Genomic DNA, 20,560 nt, shown 5'->3' on the forward strand with positions numbered 1-20,560 from the left:
CGGCGAACCTTGAGTGACGGGAGGAAGATGATGGGTACCGGTTATCAACAGATCAGCGAGCCTCAAACGACCATTCGTTTCAAGATCAATCCCGGAGCAATCCATCGCCGAGATCGAGAGACTGGAACTGCCTCGGATGATCACAGCGTTGAGCTTAAGAACCAGATCTTCAAGGAACGACACAAACGGCAAAATAAGCCGAAGCTGAAGGCTAAAACGCCCACCAAAGGCTATAACAACTTCACGATCCCGCTTGTCGCCCGCTATGCCGAGTATGACGTAGACGACTCGCTGCGGACGACAGAGAGCGATGAGCCGCTGTTCCAGAAGCATATCTACTTCTTCAACGTCATCGTCGCGCTGGAGTGGCAGCCGACCAAACGCTACCTGCGCCAGCTCAGGGCAGCGTTTCAGAATGCATCAGACTTTCTGTACGATGTCACCGATGGCTACATGGCCTTCGGCCAGGTGGTGATCGGCGGGATGGAGCTGATGGAGTGCGCCGACATTCAAATCATGGCCTCCAATCGCTTCCATCCGCGCAGTTGGGTCAATGGTCTTAACGAGCCGACGAAATACACTCCGATCCGTGTAGGACGCGGCATCTGGCACAAGAATCGCCGGGTTTCGATCCCGTGGGATGAGCCGGAGGGCTACCGCGCGCTGGTCCATGAGTGGGCACACTATGCCCTGGGCTTGCGTGACGAGTATCTTGAAAAGCACGAGGTGATCATTCCACATAATCCTCCCGTTGGACAGCAATCCGGCTATGTGATCACGCGCGCGCCACATACGTTGATCATTCCAAGCATCAGTCTCGCCACCGAGTCGATCATGGGATCATTGGAAGGCACCAGCGAGCTCGTGCCCCAGACCAAAGGGAACAGCGCAGAGCACCGACAGCATATCTGGGCGGAGATCCAGCGCCAGTATCCACGTGTCGACCCGCAGCCGCCTCGACTGGTAGGGCCGCACCGCCTACCAATCGGGCTACCGAGCTTTCCGATCCTCATCGACAACGACGCCGTGGCGTTAAAAACCAATGGAGCACTTCCCCCCGCATCGGAGTACGCGAGCCAAGCTGCACAGCAGATGCTGCTCGACGCCGACGGCGAGCTCGTCATGACTGTGCCGATCAACGTCATGGCCGAGCACTGCTGGGTGTACGTCGTAAAAGGCTCCTTAGACACACCAACGCAGGTTGTCGCCCAGGGAACCCTCGATGCCCGCTCGGTGGGCGATGGCTTCCGGCTGCTCAATGCCAAGCGCGGCGACTACGTCGTGCTGATCGGGAAAGGCTCGGATGAGCGCCCGATTGTGCTCACAGGCGAGATCACCGGCACACAGCGTCCTGATGCCAGCAATGGGCTACCTATGCTCGATCAAGACGAGCAGTACGCCCTTGTGACATGGCATGCCGATCCGGTCACGCCTCAGGATCTACCCCTGGTTGATATGCAGCCCATGCGCATGGCAGACCCGAATGATCAGACGGCGGAGGTTCAGATTCACATCGCCGGGCAACCCCTTCCCGATACCGTCTGGCTGTTTCCCCTCGGCCAGCAGCTCGACGATCCGCGCTTTGACATTAGCCCGACCAGCGACCAAACCGAGTGGCAGAGCGAGCCTTGCACCGTCGCATCGCTGGATGGTCATCTTTATCTGCGCTGGAACGATGAGAAGGACGGGAAGCTTGCGATCTATACGTTTTCGCAAGGCGGCGGCCCGGCCACCCACGTGGCATCGCAGGGCAGCCCGATCACCGCCGGCTCATCCGAGGGCAACGTGATGCTCTTTTTCAAGAACGACGATGCGAGTCAGCGCTACGGCAATGTTCGGGTCGTCACCACGCTGATCCACGATATAGCAGACGCGGCGGACGACGCGGCAACGAAAGAGCGCAGCTACACGTTCAGTATTGCCAGCAATGAGGCGCTGCCAACCCATCTCACGCCGACGCTGATCATGTACTACGACACCCATGCGCTGCGTGATGGCGGCGACCTGCTGATCCATCGGCTCGACGGGACCACCTGGGTTCCAATGCCATCGTATCTGCCGCCGGGCGCTTCCTTCGCGGCGATGCCTTTGAACAAAGACACGGCTCCACAGCTGATCGCTCAAGACGCCACGACACGCATTGAGCGCTTCCGACTCTTCTGGACGCCACGCAATGGTGCAAGCTATGCCAGTACGTCAGCACACAGTACGGACCAGGAACGTTCGCCAACCGTCCAGCAACGAGATTCATCGACACCTGTGCAGGTTTCGTAGAACGTACGCATCAGCATAGCACGCTCGTCAACACACCAGGCCATGCACGACTCACGAGCAAGTGCAAGATTCGCGATGCGCGCTGCCTTTAACCAAAGACGAGCAGCGCATCGCTCAATGATCGGGCTGATCGTGAGGCTGGAAGAGAGTGAGACACTCGATGATCGTTGGTCGGCGCTGAAGGAGCGAGAGGCCGCCGACCGAGCATTGGTTGAGGTGAGCACATGCCAAGGATCGCACTGAGCGCCGGACACCGGAATCAGACCGGCGGCAACCCAATTGAGATGGAATTGGTCGGGCCGATCACCCACGAGCTGGCGGAAAGCTGCCGTGATCACGGCTTCGATGTGCGGGTGGTGACGCCCGACGACGGCGTAGGCACCTTTCCGGGGGGCCTGCGCGAGGTCGCCAAGCAAGTCGTGCAGTGGGCCGACCAGGGCTGGCGCGCCGATATCTTCCTTGAGGTCCACGCCGAGAGCAACGGAAGCGGCGATCTCGGTCGCGGCTGCTTCGCGATCTATCCCGCCGCCGACGGCGATACCGATGTGATCGTCCGCGACAGGCTCGGCCCGATGATCGTGCGAGCACTCCGCGACGAAACCACGATTCCGCTGCGCGGCAGCGGCGTGCTGTCGGAGCGTCAGACGCATGTCTGGACCAAGCACAACGCCCGGCTGGGCATCTTCGAGGTCACGCGGCGCTTGCAGGTGCATTGCCATCGGCTGATCGTTGAGGTGGGCGCGTATAGTTCGCCAGCCGATCTGCGCGTGATGCAGCGTCCCGATTTCGCAGCCAGGGCCGGGCGCGCCATGGCCGAGGCTATCGCGCAATTCCATGATCGGCCCCTGCACCAGGAGCTGCGCTGGTATCGCGTCGCCGTTGATACGGCCCGCACCCGCGAGGGACCGGGTACGCGATTCCGGATCGCGCTGCAAGGCGAGGCGCTGATGCACCGGGATCAGGTCTTCGCCGGGGATGAGGTCGTGGAGGGCGAGCCGGTCAACGGCAATCCGCTGTGGGTCCATCGCGCCGATCATATTGGCTTCATCAGCATGGCGCTCCTGGAAAAAGCGGCATAGCACACCCCTCAGCCGCAAGACCAGCCAGCGCACCGGGCGCGCGATCGGGGCGGAAGACACCCCGATCGCCCCACCGCCCGCGCTGCCTGCCAGCTACACGCCAAGCACCGCCGCGACTCGCCTGAGCGTGTCGATGTGCTCCTGTGGCGAGCGCAGCCCCGCGCTCATCGTGTTGACGCTGAGATGCGTCGCGCCTAGCTCACGCCACGCCTCGACATAGCGCTCCCAGCCGCTCTCCGGCACCTGGCCGATGCTCATGCGCGCCTCGACGCCCACCGCATCCGGCGCGCGGCCAGCCGCCTCGGTGTATGCCCGCAGCCGCTCCAGCGCCGCGCGCGCCCGATCATCGGGTGGGAGCTGCGGAAACCAGCCGTCGGCGATGCGCGCCGTCCGCTCAAGCACCCTGTCGGCGCCGCCGCCGATCCAGATCGGGATCGGACGCTGGAGCGGCAGCGGGTTGATCCCGGCGGCGTCGATCCGATGCCAGCGCCCCTGGAACGTCACCACCGGCTCGGTCCAGAGCCTCCGCAGCACGGCAATCTGCTCCTCGCTGCGCGCGCCGCGATTCCCGAAGTCCTCGTTGAGGCCCTCATACTCCACGGCATTCCAGCCGATGCCGACGCCGAGCCGCAGCCGCCCGCCGCTGAGCAGATCGACCTCCGCCGCCTGCTTGGCGACCAGCGCGGTCTGGCGCTGCGGCAGAATGATCACGCCCGTCACCAGCTCGATCCGAGTGGTCAGCCCGGCAATGTAGCCGAAGAGCACAAACGGCTCGTGAAACGGCGTCTCGCTGGTATACGGCCCGCGCCAGTCCACGCGAGTGGCGGTCGACGCGCCCAGCACATGATCGTACACCAGCAGATGGCGATAGCCGAGATCCTCGACCGCCTGCGCATAATCCCGAATAGCCACGGCATCCGTACCGATCTCAGTTTGCGGAAAGACCACCCCGATTCGCATATGCTCTCCTCGCTTCGAGTTCCAAGTTTCGAGTTCCAGGTTTCAAGTTGCGAGTTCATCGAACGTTGAACGTTGAACGTTGAACTCGCTTTGTTCGCTTGTTCCCTTGTTCTCTGTTCCTGGTGCTCCCTGGCAGCCACCCACGCGCGGCCTGCGGCGCGATCGGCAGTATATCAGGATTCGCCGCATGTACGGTAGAATAGCATCATCACAGCCGCACGATCCTCATGCCGTGGTATCGTGTATAAGCAGGCTGGCAACCGCTCGCCCAATGTCGAGCGCAGCCGCGTCTGGAACCGAATCCAGGTAAAGGAGGCCACCTATGCCGCGATCCAGCCCGATTAGCCGTCGTCTCTTGTGTTTTATCGGCCTGCTGCTGCTTGCCGCCTGCGGCGCGCCAGCAGCCCAGCCCACGACACAGCCGTCCGCCGGGGCATCCGCGCCGCCATCGGCCAGCCCGGCAGGACAATCGCCCGCAGCAGGCGGGACCGCCAGCGCGAAGGAGACGCTGATCTTCGCCGCCGATCTCTCCGATCAGATTTCGCTTGACCCCGCAGTTGTCTATGAGTTTGGCGGCATTCAGGTTGTCGGCAACATCTACGAGACGCTGGTCAGCTTCGATCCCGGCGACTCGATCCTCAAGCCGGTCCTGGCGAAGGAGTGGGAGATCCAGGATAGCGGCGACATGTGGACGATCACGTTCAGCCTGGACCAGAGCGCCAAGTTTGCCAGCGGTCGCCCGGTGACAGCCGACGACGTGATCTACTCGTGGAGCCGCGTGCTGGACCTGAACAAGTCGCCCGCCTTTTTGTTTATCGACATCGCGCAGCTCAAGAAAGAGAACATGCGCGCGGTCGATCCGCAGACGGTCGAGGTCAAGCTGCCCAAGACCGCCAGCCCGCAGGTCTTTCTGTCGATCCTGAGCTTTACGATCGGCGGGATTGTCGATAAGCAGGAGATCATGGCGAACGCCGGCAGCGATATGGGCTCGACCTGGCTTAACGACCACTCCGCCGGGAGCGGCCCGTATGTGCTGGAGCGCTGGGAGCGCGGCACGCAGAACGTGCTGAGCGCCAATCCCAACTACTGGCGGCAGGCGCCCGCGATCAAACGGGTGATCATGCGCAACGTGGGCGAGGCCGCCAACCTTCAGGCGGCGATCGAAACCGGCGATGCCGACATCGTGCAAGACCTGGGGCCGGAGCAGATCAAGGCGCTGGAGAACAATCCCGACGTGCAGATCGTCAAGGCGACCGCGACGACGCTGGTCTATCTTGGGATGAACGCCAAAACGCCGCCGCTTGACAAGGTTGAGATCCGCGAGGCGATCCGCTATGCGATCAACTACGACGAGATCGTCAACAACCTGCTGAGCGGCAACGGCGAAGTCGTGCAGGAGATCATCCCGGCGGGTCTGTTCGGCCATACCGCGAGCAAGCCCTTCAAGCAGGACATCGCCAAGGCGAAAGAGCTGATCGCAAAAGCAGGCGTCGCCGAGGGCACCGAGATCGAGATGCTGGTGACGGCGGCGGCGAACGCGCCCGGCGGCGTCGAGTGGAGCACCCTGGCGGCCAAGCTTCAGAGCGATCTCCAGCAGATCGGGCTGAAGATCACGATCAAGGCGATCCAGCAATCGGAGCTGCTGACGATCTACCGGGCACAGAAAGGGCAGTTGGTGCTGATCCTGTGGGGGCCGGACTTCCCCGATCCCGACGGCAACGTCACGCCGTTCACCAACTATGAGGCCAAGTCGATCGCCTGGCGCAACGCCTGGGAAGCCCCCGACATTGCCAAGCTCAGCCAGCAGGCGGCCCTGGAGCAGGATAGCACCAGGCGCGCCGAGCTGTACAAGCAGATCACCGAGCGCGTGCTGCACGAAGGCCCGTACGCCGTGCTCTACCAGCCGACGCGACCCTTTGGCGTTCGCAAGAATGTCAAAGGCTTCGTCTACGATGCGGTCGATACGCCAGCGGTTTCGTTCTGGCTGCTCAGCAAGGAGTGAAACAGCAAGCAAAGAACAAAGAACAAACCATGCGTGCGTGCTCCGCTGTTCTTTGTTCTTTGTTCCGTTGTTCTACTCAAGCCTATGCTTCGCTACATTATTCGCCGCCTGGCCGGTCTGCTGCTGGTCTTTGTCGGCGTGTCGGTGATCACGTTCACGCTGGCGCAGCTCGTGCCGGTCGATCCCGCCGTGGCTGCGCTGGGCCAGAACGCCCGCGATGAGCAGATCGAGGCGTTTCGGCGGCAGTACGGCCTCGATCGCTCGCCGGTCGAGCAGTACCTCAGCTACGTTGGGCGGCTGCTCCAGGGCGATCTCGGCACCTCGATTCGGACGCGCCGCCCGGTCGCGGAGGACCTGCGCGATTTTCTACCGGCGACGATCGAGCTAGCGCTGGCGGCGATGGTCGTTGCGCTGATCCTGGGGATCGCGCTGGGCATCCTCGCCGCCGTCCGCCGCAACTCGCTGCTGGATGGCGCGGCGCGGGTTTTCGCGCTGGTCGGCGGCGCGCTGCCGATCTTCTTCCTTGGCCTGGTCATGCTAGCGATCTTCTACAGCCGCCTGCGCTGGCTGCCGGGTCCGGGCCGCCTCGACGCGCTGTTGCAGCCGCCGCCGCGCGTCACCGGCATGTACACCGTCGATAGCCTGCTGGCGGGCGACTGGACGCTGCTGCGCAACAGCCTGGAGCATCTGGTCTTACCGGCGGCGACGCTCGGCTACTTCTCGACGGCGGTGCTGCTGCGGATGACGCGCTCGTCGATGCTGGAGGTGCTCGGCCAGGATTATATTCGCACGGCGCGCGCCAAGGGCCTTCACGATCGGGTTGTGCTGCTGCGGCACGCGCTCAAAAACGGCATGATCCCGGTGCTGACGACGATCGGCATTACGTTCGGCAGCCTGCTCTCCGGCGCGGTCCTGACCGAGACGATCTTTGCGTGGCCGGGCCTGGGCCGCTACGCCACGGCATCCGCCACCAGCCTCGACTTTCCGGCGGTCATGGGCGTGACGCTGATCGCCGCGATCGTCTATCCCGTCGTCAACACGCTGGTCGACATCGGCTACCACGCGCTCGATCCGCGCATCCGCGCCGGTTGAAAAGGTGATCCATGACCGTATCCGATAGCCGCCTGCTGCCTGCTTCGGCGGAGGAACTGCCAGCCAGCACACGTCGCCGCGACCTCGTGCGGGCCATGCGCCAGCCTGCGGTGATCGCCGGGATCGTCGTGCTGATCTGCTTCGGCGGCGCGGCCCTGCTCGCGCCCTGGCTCAGCCCCGCCGATCCGCTGGCACAAAACGTCGTCGCCGGGCTGCGCCCGCCCTCAGCCGAGCATCTGCTTGGCACCGACAAGCTCGGACGCGATCTGCTGAGCCGCATGCTGTATGGCGCGCGGATCTCGCTGCTGGTCGGCGTGGCCGTGGTGACGCTCGCCGGGGGGCTGGGGACGCTCCTGGGGCTGGTGGCGGGCTACGCCGGAGGCTGGATCGACGAGGCGCTGATGCGGCTCACCGACATCTTCTTTGCCTTTCCCGCGCTGATCCTGGCGATGGCAATCGCGGGCGCGCTAGGGCCGAGCTTGCAGAACGCGCTGATCGCAATCAGCGTCGTGAGCTGGCCGGTCTACGCGCGGCTGATCCGTGGACAGGTGCTCTCACTCAAGCAGCAGGAGTTCATCCAGGCGGCGCGCACGCTGGGCGTCCCCGAATGGCGCATCATCCTGCGCCACCTGCTGCCCAACACGCTCGCGCCGCTGCTGGTGCAGACGAGCTTCGACATGGGCGCGGCGATTACCGCCGTCGCCGGGCTGTCGTTCATCGGCTTTGGTGCGCAGCCGCCCACGCCGGAGTGGGGCGTGATGATCAGCGAGGGGCGCAACTATATCACCACCCAGTGGTGGCTCTCGACGATCCCGGCCCTGGCGATCCTGCTGGTGGTGGGCGGCTTCAACCTGCTGGGCGACGGCCTGCGCGACGCGCTCGATCCGCGTCTGGAGCGCTGAGCACGATCCGCATGTCGGGTGAGCCATGGAGAGAATTGCACACAAGGTGGTCACCCCTTTACGCCCGGCGCGACTTCCAGGTTGTATCCTTGAACGAGCCCCCTTACATCTGTGCCACCAGCCTTTCTTGATTGGAGGTGCGCTATGGCATTCAAGGTACACGTGGTGCGGAGCTACAACTACTCCTTCGATGCCCGTGCGGGCGGCCCCGGACGGCTGCAACTATGGGGCGAGGCGGGGAAGCTTGCGGAGATTAGCTTTGTCGAGGATAGCGCGTCTGTCCCGGCGCCAAGCCTGTATCCGAATCTCGCGGGCGCGAACGCCTACTTCAAGCGCAGCGCGATGCTCCCGCTGATCGATATGCTGCGCAACGAAGGGCCGGTCAGCGTGACCGTTAACGATCAAGCTCCAGGCTTCATGTTCGTGCATACCGGGATTGAACCGGCTGGGGAGAATGAGAATCAGTAATCCGGCTATCTCAATGATGTAAGCTGGGGTACGTCACACAGGGCAGGAATCTCCTGCCCTGTGGTTTGTTTGGAGCATCGCTTCGGCATCGGTCGAGCATCCGGGAGTCCTTGCATCTGCCACGCGAGGCGCTACACTTGCTACCGGCTACCATCGACGTATCACGCGGCATAGCCAGACAATGATCAGTTGACGCGACGATCCGGCAGATGAGGTGATCGATCATGTCCGAGCAACACTACGACTTCTACGGGGCTATTCGCACGCTGCTGAGCCGCACGAGCGCGGAGGGCACAGGCGACGTGCCGGATCGGCTGCGGGCTGCGCACCATGAGGCGCTGCGCTACCGGCGACAGCTCGACGCGCTACGGGCCGAATTGGAGCGGCTGCTGGCCGAGACTTCGGCACCCACGGCACCACCCGGTCGCGGCGGGCCTGCGCCGTCGAAGCGGCTGGCATGCCACCACGCCGATCGCGCGGACGCGACTAGGCTGGTCGAGGGCGATCTGCCGCCCTGGATGGTCGATTGCTCCGAGCCGCACTAGAGGTAGCGCGCTACTCATCCCCGGCGATGCAGTGATAGAGCGCCTGGGTTTCGGGCATCGGCTCAAGACCGAGATCGTGTGCCAGGATCGCCGCGCAGGACTGGTACTGCCGCAGCGCCTCGCCGCGCCGCCCAAGCTGCTGGTAGCAGAGCATCACCTGGCAGTGCGCGTCCTCACGATAGCTATCGCGGTCGAGCAGCCGCTGGTAGGCCTGGATCGCGGCCTCGAACTGGCCCTGCGTCATCAAGATCCGTCCCAGATGATCGAGCGTCGTCAGGTAGCGAGTCAGCAGGCGCTCTTGCTCGGCCACCGCCCAGAGCAGATCGCGATCGTCGAGGTAGTAGTCGCCCTGGTAGCAATCGAGCGCGCCGGTGTAGCTCTGCTGCGCGCCCTGAAGATCGCCAGCCCGCCAGCGCTGCTCCCCGGCATCGCTCAGCTTCAAGAAGGTCGCGCAATCATCCTCGATCGGCGCTTCGGCGTTGATGCAGTAGCGGCTCGCGTCGAGCAGCAGGTAGCTTCCGACCTGCGGATCGAGATACCGGCGCAGGCTGCTGATGGCGACGTGCAGGCTATGCGCGGCGTCGTGGGGCTGCGCATCGGGCCAGAACAGCTCGATCAGCTCGTCCTTGTGCGCGGAGCGATGGCGCTGGATCAGCAGGTAGCGAAAGATGGCGATCGATTTGCGCGCCTTGCAGGTTGGCAGCGCCGCCCCGGCCCGCGTCACCTGGAACCGTCCCAGGCTGCTGACCGTCAGCGGCGGCAGCGCGACGAAGGGGGCGGCGACGGCGGCTGATGCCCCGGCGGACACGGGCGCGGCGATCGTCGCGATCGGCTGCGGCTGCCGTGCCAGCAGGCCGCACATCTGGACCAGCGTCTGCTGAGCGACGGGCCACAGCGCGCTCGTGCCCGGCGGATCGACTACTCGCTCGAACCAAAGCGCGGCATCACAGTAGTGCCCGGTCTGTGCCAGCAGCCACCCGGCACCCCAGGCCGCGCGGTCGGCCACATCGGGCGCGCAGCCCGCGCTGATCGTCCACACCTGGCTCAAGATCTCGATCGCCTGCTGGGAGAGCCCAACGCGCGCGCATTGCTCGCCCTGGCGCAGCAGATCCGCTGCCAGACTCAACACATCCCTCAACCGCTCCTGATCATGGTGTCGTTCCATCGTACACCCTTCCTGAAGCTGGCCTCAACCGGCAGAGGCAGAACGTGGGGCTTATGGGGGATATGCCTGAGCTGGCATGAGTACGGCGAGATAGCTTCAGAAATCTAACCGTGCTGGATCGGATATGTAAGCTTAATGCGATTTAAGCACGATTCTTCTTCGATTGCAAGCCTCAATTGAGGATTAGTTGAGCGCCGCGTGAGGAATGCATGAGCGCGCCGTGCTACAGTCGGCGCAGCTTCGATCTACGAGCAGCGTATGGATCGGTAGAGTACTCACACAATCCGTAACATCTCGTGTTCCACGCCTCGCTAATGGCGCTACGAGAGGAAGGTGCCGTGTGACCGCGGAACCCGATGGCGACTACACGACGCTCGTCGTGCGATTACAGACGGCTGCCGACGGCACGTGGTACGTGTATGTTGACGGCACCCCGGAAGCGCTTCCGCTGAAGCCCGTGACGCTCGTTATTCGGCTGTGGCAGCACAGCAGCGGAATCCTACGCGGCACGATCCGGCTTCACGACAGCGATCAGTGGGCGCCGATCCAGAGCAACGCCCGGCTCGAAGAGCTGATTCGTGCCTGGCTCTTGCCGGGCAGCAATCCGCCGGGCCAGGCATAGGCAGCCCGCGCCTCCGCCGAGCAGGAGGCGCATTCGCGCGCAATCGCCGATCGAAGCAGCACGCGCACAGCCAGCGGGCATGTGCCCGCTCGTGTCGCGCGCAGCGCTGGCGGCTTATCTAAAAGGGAGCATGTGCTATGCCTGTCACGCCAACGTATCCGGGTGTGTACATCGAGGAGATTCCCAGCGGTGTACGAACGATCACGGGAGTAGCCACGTCGATCACCGCGTTCATTGGGCGCACCGCGCGCGGCCCCGTGAACCAGCCGGTGCAGGTCAACAGCTTCGCCGATTTCGAGCGCGTCTTTGGCGGTCTGTCGCTGACCAGCCCGCTGAGCTACGCGGTGCGCGACTTCTACCTCAACGGCGGAAGTCAGGCGCTCATCGTGCGGATCTTCCGGCCCTTCTTCGGCACGGACGCCGACCGCGCCGCCGCGCTGGATGCCGCCCAGGATGTCGCCGCTGCCGCCGCCGACGCTGCGGACGAGGCCGGGGCGGATGGTGCCTCGGTGGCGACCGCCGCGCGCAACGCGGCAAATGCGGCGGAGAACGCCAACCCGCCGCGCAACGCGGCGGCAGATGCCGTCGCGGATGCCGCCGAGGCCGCGCGCGACGCCGGCGCGGACGCAAATGGTGTGCGCGACGCCGCCGCGAACGCGGTTGGCAGCGCCGCGCCGCTGACCAGGGCACAGCTCACCGTCGGCGGCCTCAACCTTGAGGCGGCCAACGAGGGAACCTGGGGCAACAGCCTGCGCGCCCGCATCGACTACAACACCCGCGATCCAACCGACACCAACCTATTCAACCTCTCGATTCGCGACATGGCGACCGGCCAGACCGAGGTTATTCGCAACGTCTCGGTGCAGACCAACGCGACGCGGCGGCTCGACAATGTGCTGCGTCAGGAGTCAAGCCTGGCGCGGGCGTTCGGCGCGCTGCCGGGAGCGCGGCCCGCCGCCAGCCCCCCGCCCGCGTCGGGCAGCATTCCGGCGGGCGTTGTTCCGGCAGGTGAAGATCCCTTCTCCAACACCAACTCGACCGGCGTGGCCCTCGTGGGCAATGCCGCCGATAGCCAGTCGCTCAACGACACGGCCTACACCGGCGATCGGACCAACAAGCGCGGCCTGTACGCCCTGGAAAAAGCCGATCTCTTCAACCTGCTCTGTATCCCGCCCGATACGATGGACGGCGATACGACCAGCGCGGTCTATGGTTCGGCGATGTCCTACTGCGTCGAGCGGCGCGCAATGCTGATCGTCGATCCGCCCACCGGCTGGGACGCCAACCCCGACACGGCAGCGGCGACCGCGCTGGCTGGATTAGGCGGATTGAGCCTGAGCGGCACGGGCGCGCGCAACGCCGCGATCTACTTCCCGCGCGTGCTCCAGTCCGATCCGCTGCGTGACGGACAGATCGACAGCTACGTGCCCTGCGGCATCATCGCGGGCGTGATGGCGCGCACCGATACAACGCGCGGCGTCTGGAAAGCGCCCGCCGGTCTTGACGCAGCCATGAACGGCATCCAGGGCCTGACCGTCAACCTGAACGACGCCGAGAACGGCATGCTTAATCCTGTTGGCATCAACTGCCTGCGATCGTTCCCGATCAATGGGCGCGTCGTCTGGGGCGCGCGCACGCTGCGCGGCGCTGACCAGCTTGCGGATGAGTACAAGTACGTTCCGGTGCGGCGGCTGGCGCTCTTCCTCGAAGAAAGCCTGTATCGCGGCACACAGTGGGTGGTCTTCGAGCCGAACGACGAGCCGCTGTGGGCGCAGATCCGGCTGAACATCGGCGCGTTTCTGCAAAATCTCTTTCGCCAGGGCGCGTTCCAGGGCAAGACACCCCGCGAGGCGTACTTCGTCAAGTGCGACAGCGAGACGACGACCCAGAACGACATCAACCTCGGTATTGTCAACATTATCGTCGGCTTCGCGCCGCTGAAACCGGCGGAGTTCGTGATCATCAAGCTCCAGCAGATGGCCGGTCAGATCGAGGTCTAAGACGGAGAACAAGCAAAGAACAAAGAACAAGGCATCTGCACCATTGCGCTGCGTTCATGGGGTTGTTCTCTGTTTCGTTGTTCTTTGTGCTCTATAAGGAGACGAGCATGGCTCAGTTTAGCGTCAATCCGCAGCGCTTCGACCCATACAAGAACTTCAAGTTCCGCGTCAAGTGGGACGGGCGCTACGTCGCCGGGATTAGCAAAGTCGGCTCGCTGAAGCGCACCACCGAGGTGGTCAAGCACCGCGAGGGCGGCGATCCGAGCAGCAGCCGCAAGTCGCCGGGCCGCACCGAGTACGAGGCGATCACGCTTGAGCGCGGTGTGACCCATGACACCGAGTTCGAGAAGTGGGCCAACAAGGTCTGGAACTTCGGCTCCGGCCTCGGCAGCGAGGTTTCGCTCAAGGACTTTCGCAAAGACATCATCATCGAGGTCTATAACGAGGCCGGACAGCTTGCGATCTCCTACCGCGTCTTCCGCTGCTGGGTTTCGGAGTACCAGGCCATGCCCGATCTCGACGCCAACGCCAACGCCGTGGCGATCCAGACGATCAAGCTCGAAAACGAAGGCTGGGAGCGCGACTACGAGGTCAACGAGCCGAGCGAGCCGACCTTCACCGAGCCTGGGGCCTAAGACGAGGAACAACGGAACAAGCAAACAAAGAACAAAGGCATATGACATTCTCTGTTCTTTGTTCTTTGTTTGAAGCACGTATGCGTAACCTATCGGAACATGATCTGATCCAGATTTGGGAGATCGGCCTGCGCCAGCATCCGATCGATCGGGCGCTGACCATCCTGGCGGCTGCGGCTCCCGACCTCGGCTGGGACGAGCTTGAGACGCTCAGCATCGGTCAGCGCGACGCGCGCCTGCTTGAGGTCTGGCATCGGACCTTCGGGCCGGATCTTGAGAGCTACGCGGAGTGTCCGCAGTGCGCCGAGCGGCTGGAGTTTACGTTGAACGCAGCGCAGCTCTCCGCCAGCGCGCCGCCCGCCACAGCCGAGGCAACCTACCAGTGGAGCGGCGACGACTTCACGATCGAGTTTCGGCTGCCCAACAGCCGCGATCTGGCGGCGATCGTCTCATGTGGGCAGCCGGAGCGGGCGCATCATCTGCTGGTGAGCCGCTGCATCGTCGGGGCATTCCAGGGCGACGAGCGAATCGTACCGGCTGAGCTGCCCGCCGCGATCCTCGGCGGCATTGCCGAGCGCATGACCAAGCACGATCCGCTGGCCGAGGTGCTGCTGGATCTGACGTGTCCGGCCTGCCAGAGCCGCTGGCAGGCGCTCTTCGACATCGGCGCGTTTCTGTGGAGCGAGCTGGCGGCGACAGCCAGGCGTCTGCTGCGCGAGATCCATACGCTCGCGCGGGCCTACGGCTGGCGCGAGGCCGATATTCTGGCGCTGAGCGCCACGCGGCGGCAATCGTATCTGGAGCTGGTGAGCTGATGGCCGATTTTCTCACACGCTTAGCCGAGCGCGCGCTGGGACTGGCTCCCACGATCCAGCCCGTGCTGCCGTCGCTGTTCGCGCCGGGAGCGCCGCCGATCGATAGCGCCGCGATCGAAACGGAGATCGAGGCTGCCGTGGAGCAGCACGCGCCGCGCCGACCGCGACCGCGCCGCGGCGTGTTCGCGACGCCCGACGACGAGGCAGCCGACGACGAGCCTGCCGCGTCGAGTCCGCCCGTCGATCGGCACTCGTCGCCGCGACCGCAGCAAAGCGCCCGCGCCGCCACGATCGAGCCGCTCGCCGGTACGAGCCAGGAGTCGGCTCTCAGGCCAGACGAGCGGCATCGCATCGGGGTCGAGCCTGCCGCCGAGCGCACAGCCCAGGCGCTCAACATACCGCTCGCGCGCACGCCTGCGGCGGCAGAGCCTCGCGCCACATCGCCAGCAGCGTCCATCGAGCGCGCAGCCGATCGAGCGATCCACCGGATCGAGCCGATCGATAGTGCCGCACCAGGCGACGACGGGCCGAGCACGCGCGTGCCGCTTGATGCAGCGCAGCCGCCAGAAGCGCCCAGGCCGCGCCCAGCCGAGGATCGCACGCCGCGCGTACAGCCGCGCCAGGAGCGGACGACGCTCCTGCCAGCACCGCCAGCCCAGCCGACGACGATTCGCCCGGCTCAGCGCGAGCGTGCGGAGGGATTGCCCACGGTCGCGCCGATCATCCGCGAGACGCGGGAGCGCGCCACGACAGGCGGGCAATCCGCGCTCAGCGCGAGCGAGCAGCCCGCAGCGCCGCCGACGCAGCATATTCATGTCTCGATCGGTCGGATCGACGTGCGCGCGGTGACGCCGACGGCACCGCCCGCGCCGCGCCCAAGCGCGCCATCCGCGCCGAAGATGTCGCTCGACGACTACCTGCGCGCGCAGAAGGGAGGCCGCCGATGAGTAATTTTCTTGCCATCGCCACGGTGACAAGCGCGCTGAGCCAGATGCTCCAGGGCGCGATCCAGGCCGATGTGCCGGGCGCGCTCGTCAAAACGGTACGGCCCGACAAAGATGTTCCGGCTAAAGGACTCAACATCTTTTTGTATCAGGTGTCGCAAAATCCAGCCTGGCGCAACGCCGATCTTCCGACGCGCAGCGCGAGCGGATCGCTGGTGCAGCGGCCACAGGCCGCGCTCGATCTGCACTACCTGCTGAGCTTCTACGGCAACGAGACTGATCTTGAGCCGCAGCGCGTGCTCGGCAGCGCGGTGCGGCTGCTGCATACCCGCCCGATGCTGACGCGCAGGCAGATCAGCGACATGATCGACTCCTTCGTCGCGCTCGATCCGAATCACTACCTGGCCCGCTCCAACCTGGCCGATCAGGTCGAGCTGGTGAAATTCACGCCGCTGCCGCTCTCGCTGGAAGAGCTGTCCAAGATCTGGTCGGTCTTCTTCCAGACGCAGTACGCGCTCTCCGTGGCCTACCAGTGCAGTGTGGTGCTGATCGAGGCCGAGGAAACGCCGCGCAGCACGCTGCCGGTCATCGAGCGCCAGATCTTCGTCGAGCCGATACGCCAGGTGCGGATCGAGGCGGTCGATCCGCAGATGATCGTGTTCGCGCCCGGCGCGACGATCGCGCTGCGTGGTCGCGGCCTGCTCGACGACGATACGATCGTCCAGTTCGGCACGCTTGAGCAGACGCCCGCGCCAGGCTCCACGCCCGACCTCCTGAACGTAGCGCTGCCAACCGGCCTGCGCGCCGGGGTCAACACCGTGCGGGTGATTCATCGGCTGCCGCTGGGACGCAACGAGCCAAGGGCGCGCAACAGCTTTATGTCAAATATCGCAGCATTCATCCTGCGGCCAGCGCTCAACACCATCTCGTTCATCGACGATGCCGACGGGCGACGGCTGACGGTGAACGCCGCGCCCGCGATCGGGCTGCGCCAGCAGGTAGCGCTGGTGCTAAATCAGGTGGTAACGCCGCCCGACGTGCCGCTGACGTACACGCTGTCGCCACGTCCGCGCGACGACGAGAGCGATCCGCTGGTCTTCGACGCCGACGGCGTGAGCGATGGCACCTACCTGGCGCGGCTTCAGGTCGACGGCGCGGAGAGCGAGCTTCAGCAGGAGATGGACGAAGAGCAGCCCGACTATAAGCAGTTCATAGGACCAACGGTGACGATCACGTGAGCACACTAGCGATCGACAACTGGCCCGCCGCCAATCAGCGCTACCTGCTGGCAGCGCTGGCGAGCGTACGAGCGACGCTTGAGCAGCACGCGCCCGGCGAGGAAAGGCCGGAGGCGGCGGAGCAGGCCCGGCAGGCACTAGACGAGGCGCGTCACGGGCTGCCCGCGCCCGCTGCGCTGGACTCACTCAGCGCTACCTTTGGGCTATCGACCTTTGAGCGCGAGCTGCTGCTGCTGTGCGCCGGGATCGAACTGGACTCGTCGTTCGCGCCGCTGTGCGCCGCCGTGCAGGGCGACCCGATGCGCGCCTACCCGACGTTTAGCCTGGCGCTGGCCTGCCTTACCGATGCCCACTGGAGCGCGCTCGCGCCGGACGCGCCGCTGCGCCGCTGGCGGTTGATCGATGTCGGCACGGCGAACGCGCTCACGCTCAGCCCGCTGCGGATCGACGAGCGCGCGCTGCATTACCTGGCGGGCGTCAACCATCTCGACGAGCGGCTGGTGGGATTGGTCGAGCCGGTGCGCGCGGCAGCGGAGCTGGTGCCGTCGCATCACGCGCTGGCTGAGCGGATCGTCACGGCCTGGACCCAAACCACGGGGAGCGCGGCGCTGCCGATGATCCAGCTCTGCGGCACCGAAAACAGCGATAAGCGGTCGATCGCGGCTGCCGCGTGCGGAGCGCTTGGCCTGGGCCTGCATCTGCTGCCCGCCGACTTCGTGCCGACCGGCGCGGGCGATCTGGATGCGCTGATCTGCCTGTGGGAGCGCGAGGCGGCGCTGAGCGGCAGCGCGCTGCTGCTCGACTGTGACGATCTCGACATGAGCGATAGCGCCCGCACGGCTGCGGTGCTGCGGCTGATCGAGCGCACCCACTGCGTGCTGCTGGTCGCCAGCCGCGAGCGACGGCGAATCGTGCAGCGGCCTTCGCTGGTGCTCGACATCCGCAAGCCGAGCGCCGACGAGCAGCGCGCGATCTGGCACCACGCGCTGGGATCAGCCGCCCCGCAGGTCAACGGCCAGGTCGAGGCGCTCGTAGCTCAGTTCAATCTCAGCACCACCACGATCTACGCCGCCAGTGCCGAGGCCGTAGGCTGCACGCAGGAAGACGACCTCGGCAGCACGATCTGGAACGCCTGTCGCATCCAGACGCGCGCCCATCTCGACGAGCTGGCGCAGCGGATCAAGCCTGCCGCCACCTGGGACGATCTGGTGCTGCCGACAACCCAGCGGCAGATCCTCCACGAGGTCGTGGCGCATGTGCGGCAGCGCATCACGGTGTACGACACCTGGGGCTTTGCCGCGAAGTGCTCGCGCGGCCTCGGCATCAGCGCGCTGTTCGTCGGCGATAGCGGCACCGGCAAGACGCTGGCGGCGGAGGTGCTGGCCCATGCGCTGCACCTCGATCTGTATCACATCGATCTCTCGTCGGTGGTCAGCAAGTACATCGGCGAGACGGAGAAAAACCTGCGGCGGGTCTTCGATGCCGCCGAGGAGGGCGGCGCGATCCTGCTCTTCGACGAGGCCGACGCGCTCTTCGGCAAGCGCAGCGAGGTCAAAGATAGCCACGATCGCTACGCCAACATCGAGGTCAGCTACCTGTTGCAGCGGATGGAGGCCTATCGCGGCCTGGCGATCCTGACGACCAACATGAAGAGCGCCCTCGACACCGCATTTCTGCGCCGCATCCGCTTTATCGTTCAGTTTCCGTTTCCCGACGCGACACAGCGCGCCGAGATCTGGCGGCGGATCTTCCCGCCCGCCACGCCGACCGAGCAACTGGATGTACGCAAGCTGGCGCGGCTCAATATTCCGGGCGGCAACATTCGCAATATCGCGCTCAACGCGGCGTTTCTCGCCGCCGACGCGGGCGAGCCTGTGCGGATGAATCATCTGCTGCGGGCGGCGCGCACCGAGTACGTCAAGCTGGAGAAGTCGCTGACCGAGGCCGAGGTCGGGGGGTGGGTATGAGCGAGCAGCAGCCGACGATCGACCGCCGCGATCCAGCGCCGGAGCGTGTGACGACAGCGCCGCCGCCCTCGGTCGATCTGCGGATCGATCAACTGGTGCTGCATGGCTTCGACCACGGATCGGCAGCCAGCGCGCGCAGCCTGATCGGCGCGACGGTCGAGCGCGAGCTGGCCCGGCTGCTCTCGGAGCAGGGCGTGCCGCCGGGCCTGAGCCAGGAGGGAGCGGTCGCGCGGCTGGACGGCGGCGCGTTCGAGGTGCTGCCGCATGCCGGGCCGGAGGCGATCGGCGCGCAGATCGCGCAGGCAATCTATCGAGGATTGGGCAGATGAGCGTCAGGCAGGCAATCACACGTCCTGGTAGCGCGCCGCGATCATTCAGCGTGCCGCGCTGGGGCGTGCTGCAACGCAAATGCGCCTGCGGCGGCTCGTCCGATCACGACGGCGAGTGCGAGGAATGCCGCAGCCACAAGATCGGTGTGCAGCGACAGGCTACGGCTGCGTCCGGCCCGTCCATCGCGCCGCCGATCGTGCATGATGCGCTGCAAGGCTCAGGGCAGCCGCTCGATGCGGCCACGCGCACGTTCATGGAGCCGCGCTTCGGCCACGACTTCGCTCAGGTGCGCGTCCACACCGACGCCCAGGCTGCCGCGTCGGCCCAGGCGGTCAGCGCGCTGGCCTATACCGTCGGACGCGACATTGTCTTTGCAGCGGGGCAGTACGCGCCGAGAACGACGCAGGGCCAACGCCTGCTGGCCCATGAGCTGACCCATGTCGTGCAGCAGGGCACCAGCGCCGCGTATGGATCAGCGCGCTCCCGCCACGACGATCTGGTGATCGGGCCGGTGGATGATGCACTGGAGCGGGAGGCCCATGACGCAGCTACGACCGGCGATCGGATCAGTTGCTCCGGCTTTGGTGCAGCCAGCGCCGTGCTCCGGCGGCAGACTCCCGACCAGGGCCAGCCCGGCGCCAGGGAGGGCGGCACGCTGCCGTACCGCGAGGCCACCGAGCTAGCCGAGTGCATTCGGATCATGGGCCAGGAGAGCAGCGACTACTGCCGCGAGCAGGTGTTGGGCGAGGTGCCGCAGCCAACACCGCCGCCCGCGCCGCCGCCGCCATGCGATCCACAGGGACTTCCACGCGCTCAATACCTGACCCAGCCGGGCACCTCGACCGGCGACTTCGGCCTGACGACGCTCGCGGGCACCGTCACGACGCCAGTGGTTCATACCACACGGGCGCGTGGTGGCGTTCGGATCGACGCGACCGCCGCCGCATTACCGCCGATCACCTCGGTCTTTACCCAGGCGGGAACGTTCACCGAGGGCACGGCGATCTTCGTCAGCCAGGGCGGTGATTGCCGCTCAGGAAGATATGACATTCGCTGGACGATCCTGCCCGATGGCGCGCGCAAGATCCGCGAGGGCGAGCTTGAGCACTGCGCCGATTTTCAGTATGCCTTCGACATCTCGCTGCGGCGCTATGCGGATGCCGTGAACACGCTGGCGGCGAGCGGACGAGTCTTTCCCAATCAGCGCGCAGCCGAGGCTCACGTTACCCGGCTGGTAGGCGCGGCGCCCGGCAATTGGGGGGCGATCTTCGCCTGTCTTGCGGGCAAGACCACGAGCCGCGATGGTGCGCACGGCTACCGAGGCTGGCATACGCCGCGCCCCCACTCGATACCGCCGCGCTTGGACACAAGCTGCGCATTCACCCGCCAGGTCATCGGCGGCACCAGCCTGCCTGATGTGGGCCAGCATCCACCCAGCGAGATCATCAAGGATTGCGGCGAGGTGCCCGCCAGAGCAGGCGGCGCGGGCGGACGAAGACGGTAGGAAGAGCGAGAGAACAAC

Annotated in this window: 18 protein-coding genes; 16 read left to right on the top strand and 2 right to left on the bottom strand. The window is 65.3% G+C overall.

Annotated elements, in window-relative coordinates; genetic code table 11:
- Positions 1-27: 27 nt before the first annotated feature.
- Together VFZ66_03980 and VFZ66_03985 are read left to right on the top strand one after the other, a co-directional pair.
- Positions 28-2,274 carry a hypothetical protein gene (locus VFZ66_03980; GenBank protein HEX6288321.1) on the top strand — a complete coding sequence of 749 codons (2,247 nt, stop codon included), beginning with the start codon at positions 28-30 and terminating at the stop codon, positions 2,272-2,274.
- Between the two features lie 224 nt (positions 2,275-2,498).
- Positions 2,499-3,353, top strand: a complete 855-nt coding sequence (locus VFZ66_03985; GenBank protein ID HEX6288322.1) for an N-acetylmuramoyl-L-alanine amidase — start codon at positions 2,499-2,501, stop codon at positions 3,351-3,353.
- A 93-nt stretch (positions 3,354-3,446) separates the two neighbouring features.
- On the opposite strand, the gene VFZ66_03990 is transcribed toward VFZ66_03985, so the two are convergent.
- Entirely contained in the window at positions 3,447-4,313 is an 867-nt protein-coding gene (locus VFZ66_03990) for an LLM class F420-dependent oxidoreductase (GenBank protein HEX6288323.1), read from the bottom strand.
- Positions 4,314-4,635: 322 nt separating this feature from the next.
- On the opposite strand from VFZ66_03990, the gene VFZ66_03995 reads away from it, so the two are divergent.
- The 5 genes from VFZ66_03995 (at position 4,636) to VFZ66_04015 (ending at position 9,322) form a co-directional block, all read left to right on the top strand.
- Positions 4,636-6,315 carry an ABC transporter substrate-binding protein gene (locus VFZ66_03995; GenBank protein ID HEX6288324.1) on the top strand — a complete coding sequence of 560 codons (1,680 nt, stop codon included), beginning with the start codon at positions 4,636-4,638 and terminating at the stop codon, positions 6,313-6,315.
- Between the two features lie 84 nt (positions 6,316-6,399).
- Entirely contained in the window at positions 6,400-7,407 is a 1,008-nt protein-coding gene (locus VFZ66_04000) for an ABC transporter permease (GenBank protein HEX6288325.1), read from the top strand.
- 11 nt (positions 7,408-7,418) lie between these two features.
- A complete protein-coding gene (gene nikC, locus VFZ66_04005) occupies positions 7,419-8,309 on the top strand; it encodes a nickel transporter permease (GenBank protein ID HEX6288326.1) in 891 nt (296 codons plus the stop codon).
- Between the two features lie 144 nt (positions 8,310-8,453).
- Positions 8,454-8,777, top strand: a complete 324-nt coding sequence (locus tag VFZ66_04010) for a hypothetical protein (protein ID HEX6288327.1) — start codon at positions 8,454-8,456, stop codon at positions 8,775-8,777.
- Between the two features lie 224 nt (positions 8,778-9,001).
- Complete coding sequence (locus tag VFZ66_04015) at positions 9,002-9,322, top strand: hypothetical protein (GenBank protein ID HEX6288328.1); 321 nt, start codon at positions 9,002-9,004, stop codon at positions 9,320-9,322.
- A gap of 10 nt (positions 9,323-9,332) precedes the next feature.
- Here VFZ66_04015 and VFZ66_04020 read toward each other — a convergent pair whose 3' ends face one another.
- Complete coding sequence (locus tag VFZ66_04020; protein HEX6288329.1) at positions 9,333-10,487, bottom strand: BTAD domain-containing putative transcriptional regulator; 1,155 nt, start codon at positions 10,485-10,487, stop codon at positions 9,333-9,335.
- A 340-nt stretch (positions 10,488-10,827) separates the two neighbouring features.
- Between VFZ66_04020 and VFZ66_04025 the strand changes: the two genes are divergently transcribed.
- From VFZ66_04025 to VFZ66_04065, 9 genes are all read left to right on the top strand, one after another.
- Positions 10,828-11,109 carry a hypothetical protein gene (locus tag VFZ66_04025; GenBank protein ID HEX6288330.1) on the top strand — a complete coding sequence of 94 codons (282 nt, stop codon included), beginning with the start codon at positions 10,828-10,830 and terminating at the stop codon, positions 11,107-11,109.
- Positions 11,110-11,246: 137 nt separating this feature from the next.
- Positions 11,247-13,109, top strand: coding sequence for a phage tail sheath C-terminal domain-containing protein (locus VFZ66_04030; protein HEX6288331.1), 1,863 nt, complete (start codon positions 11,247-11,249; stop codon positions 13,107-13,109).
- Between the two features lie 107 nt (positions 13,110-13,216).
- Complete coding sequence (locus tag VFZ66_04035) at positions 13,217-13,744, top strand: phage tail protein (GenBank protein HEX6288332.1); 528 nt, start codon at positions 13,217-13,219, stop codon at positions 13,742-13,744.
- An 80-nt stretch (positions 13,745-13,824) separates the two neighbouring features.
- Positions 13,825-14,559: a hypothetical protein gene (locus VFZ66_04040; protein HEX6288333.1), complete on the top strand. Its 735-nt coding sequence runs from the start codon at positions 13,825-13,827 to the stop codon at positions 14,557-14,559.
- Complete coding sequence (locus VFZ66_04045; GenBank protein ID HEX6288334.1) at positions 14,559-15,506, top strand: hypothetical protein; 948 nt, start codon at positions 14,559-14,561, stop codon at positions 15,504-15,506. The genes VFZ66_04040 and VFZ66_04045 overlap by 1 nt, the downstream gene beginning before the upstream one ends.
- Positions 15,503-16,741 carry a DUF4255 domain-containing protein gene (locus VFZ66_04050; protein HEX6288335.1) on the top strand — a complete coding sequence of 413 codons (1,239 nt, stop codon included), beginning with the start codon at positions 15,503-15,505 and terminating at the stop codon, positions 16,739-16,741. The genes VFZ66_04045 and VFZ66_04050 overlap by 4 nt, the downstream gene beginning before the upstream one ends.
- Positions 16,738-18,708 carry an ATP-binding protein gene (locus tag VFZ66_04055; protein ID HEX6288336.1) on the top strand — a complete coding sequence of 657 codons (1,971 nt, stop codon included), beginning with the start codon at positions 16,738-16,740 and terminating at the stop codon, positions 18,706-18,708. The genes VFZ66_04050 and VFZ66_04055 overlap by 4 nt, the downstream gene beginning before the upstream one ends.
- On the top strand, positions 18,705-19,037 hold the full coding sequence (locus tag VFZ66_04060) for a hypothetical protein (protein HEX6288337.1): 333 nt from the start codon (positions 18,705-18,707) through the stop codon (positions 19,035-19,037). The genes VFZ66_04055 and VFZ66_04060 overlap by 4 nt, the downstream gene beginning before the upstream one ends.
- Complete coding sequence (locus VFZ66_04065) at positions 19,034-20,542, top strand: DUF4157 domain-containing protein (protein ID HEX6288338.1); 1,509 nt, start codon at positions 19,034-19,036, stop codon at positions 20,540-20,542. The genes VFZ66_04060 and VFZ66_04065 overlap by 4 nt, the downstream gene beginning before the upstream one ends.
- Positions 20,543-20,560 lie beyond the last annotated feature (18 nt).

This window comes from Herpetosiphonaceae bacterium (assembly GCA_036374795.1).
In the GTDB taxonomy this organism is placed as follows: domain Bacteria; phylum Chloroflexota; class Chloroflexia; order Chloroflexales; family Kallotenuaceae; genus LB3-1.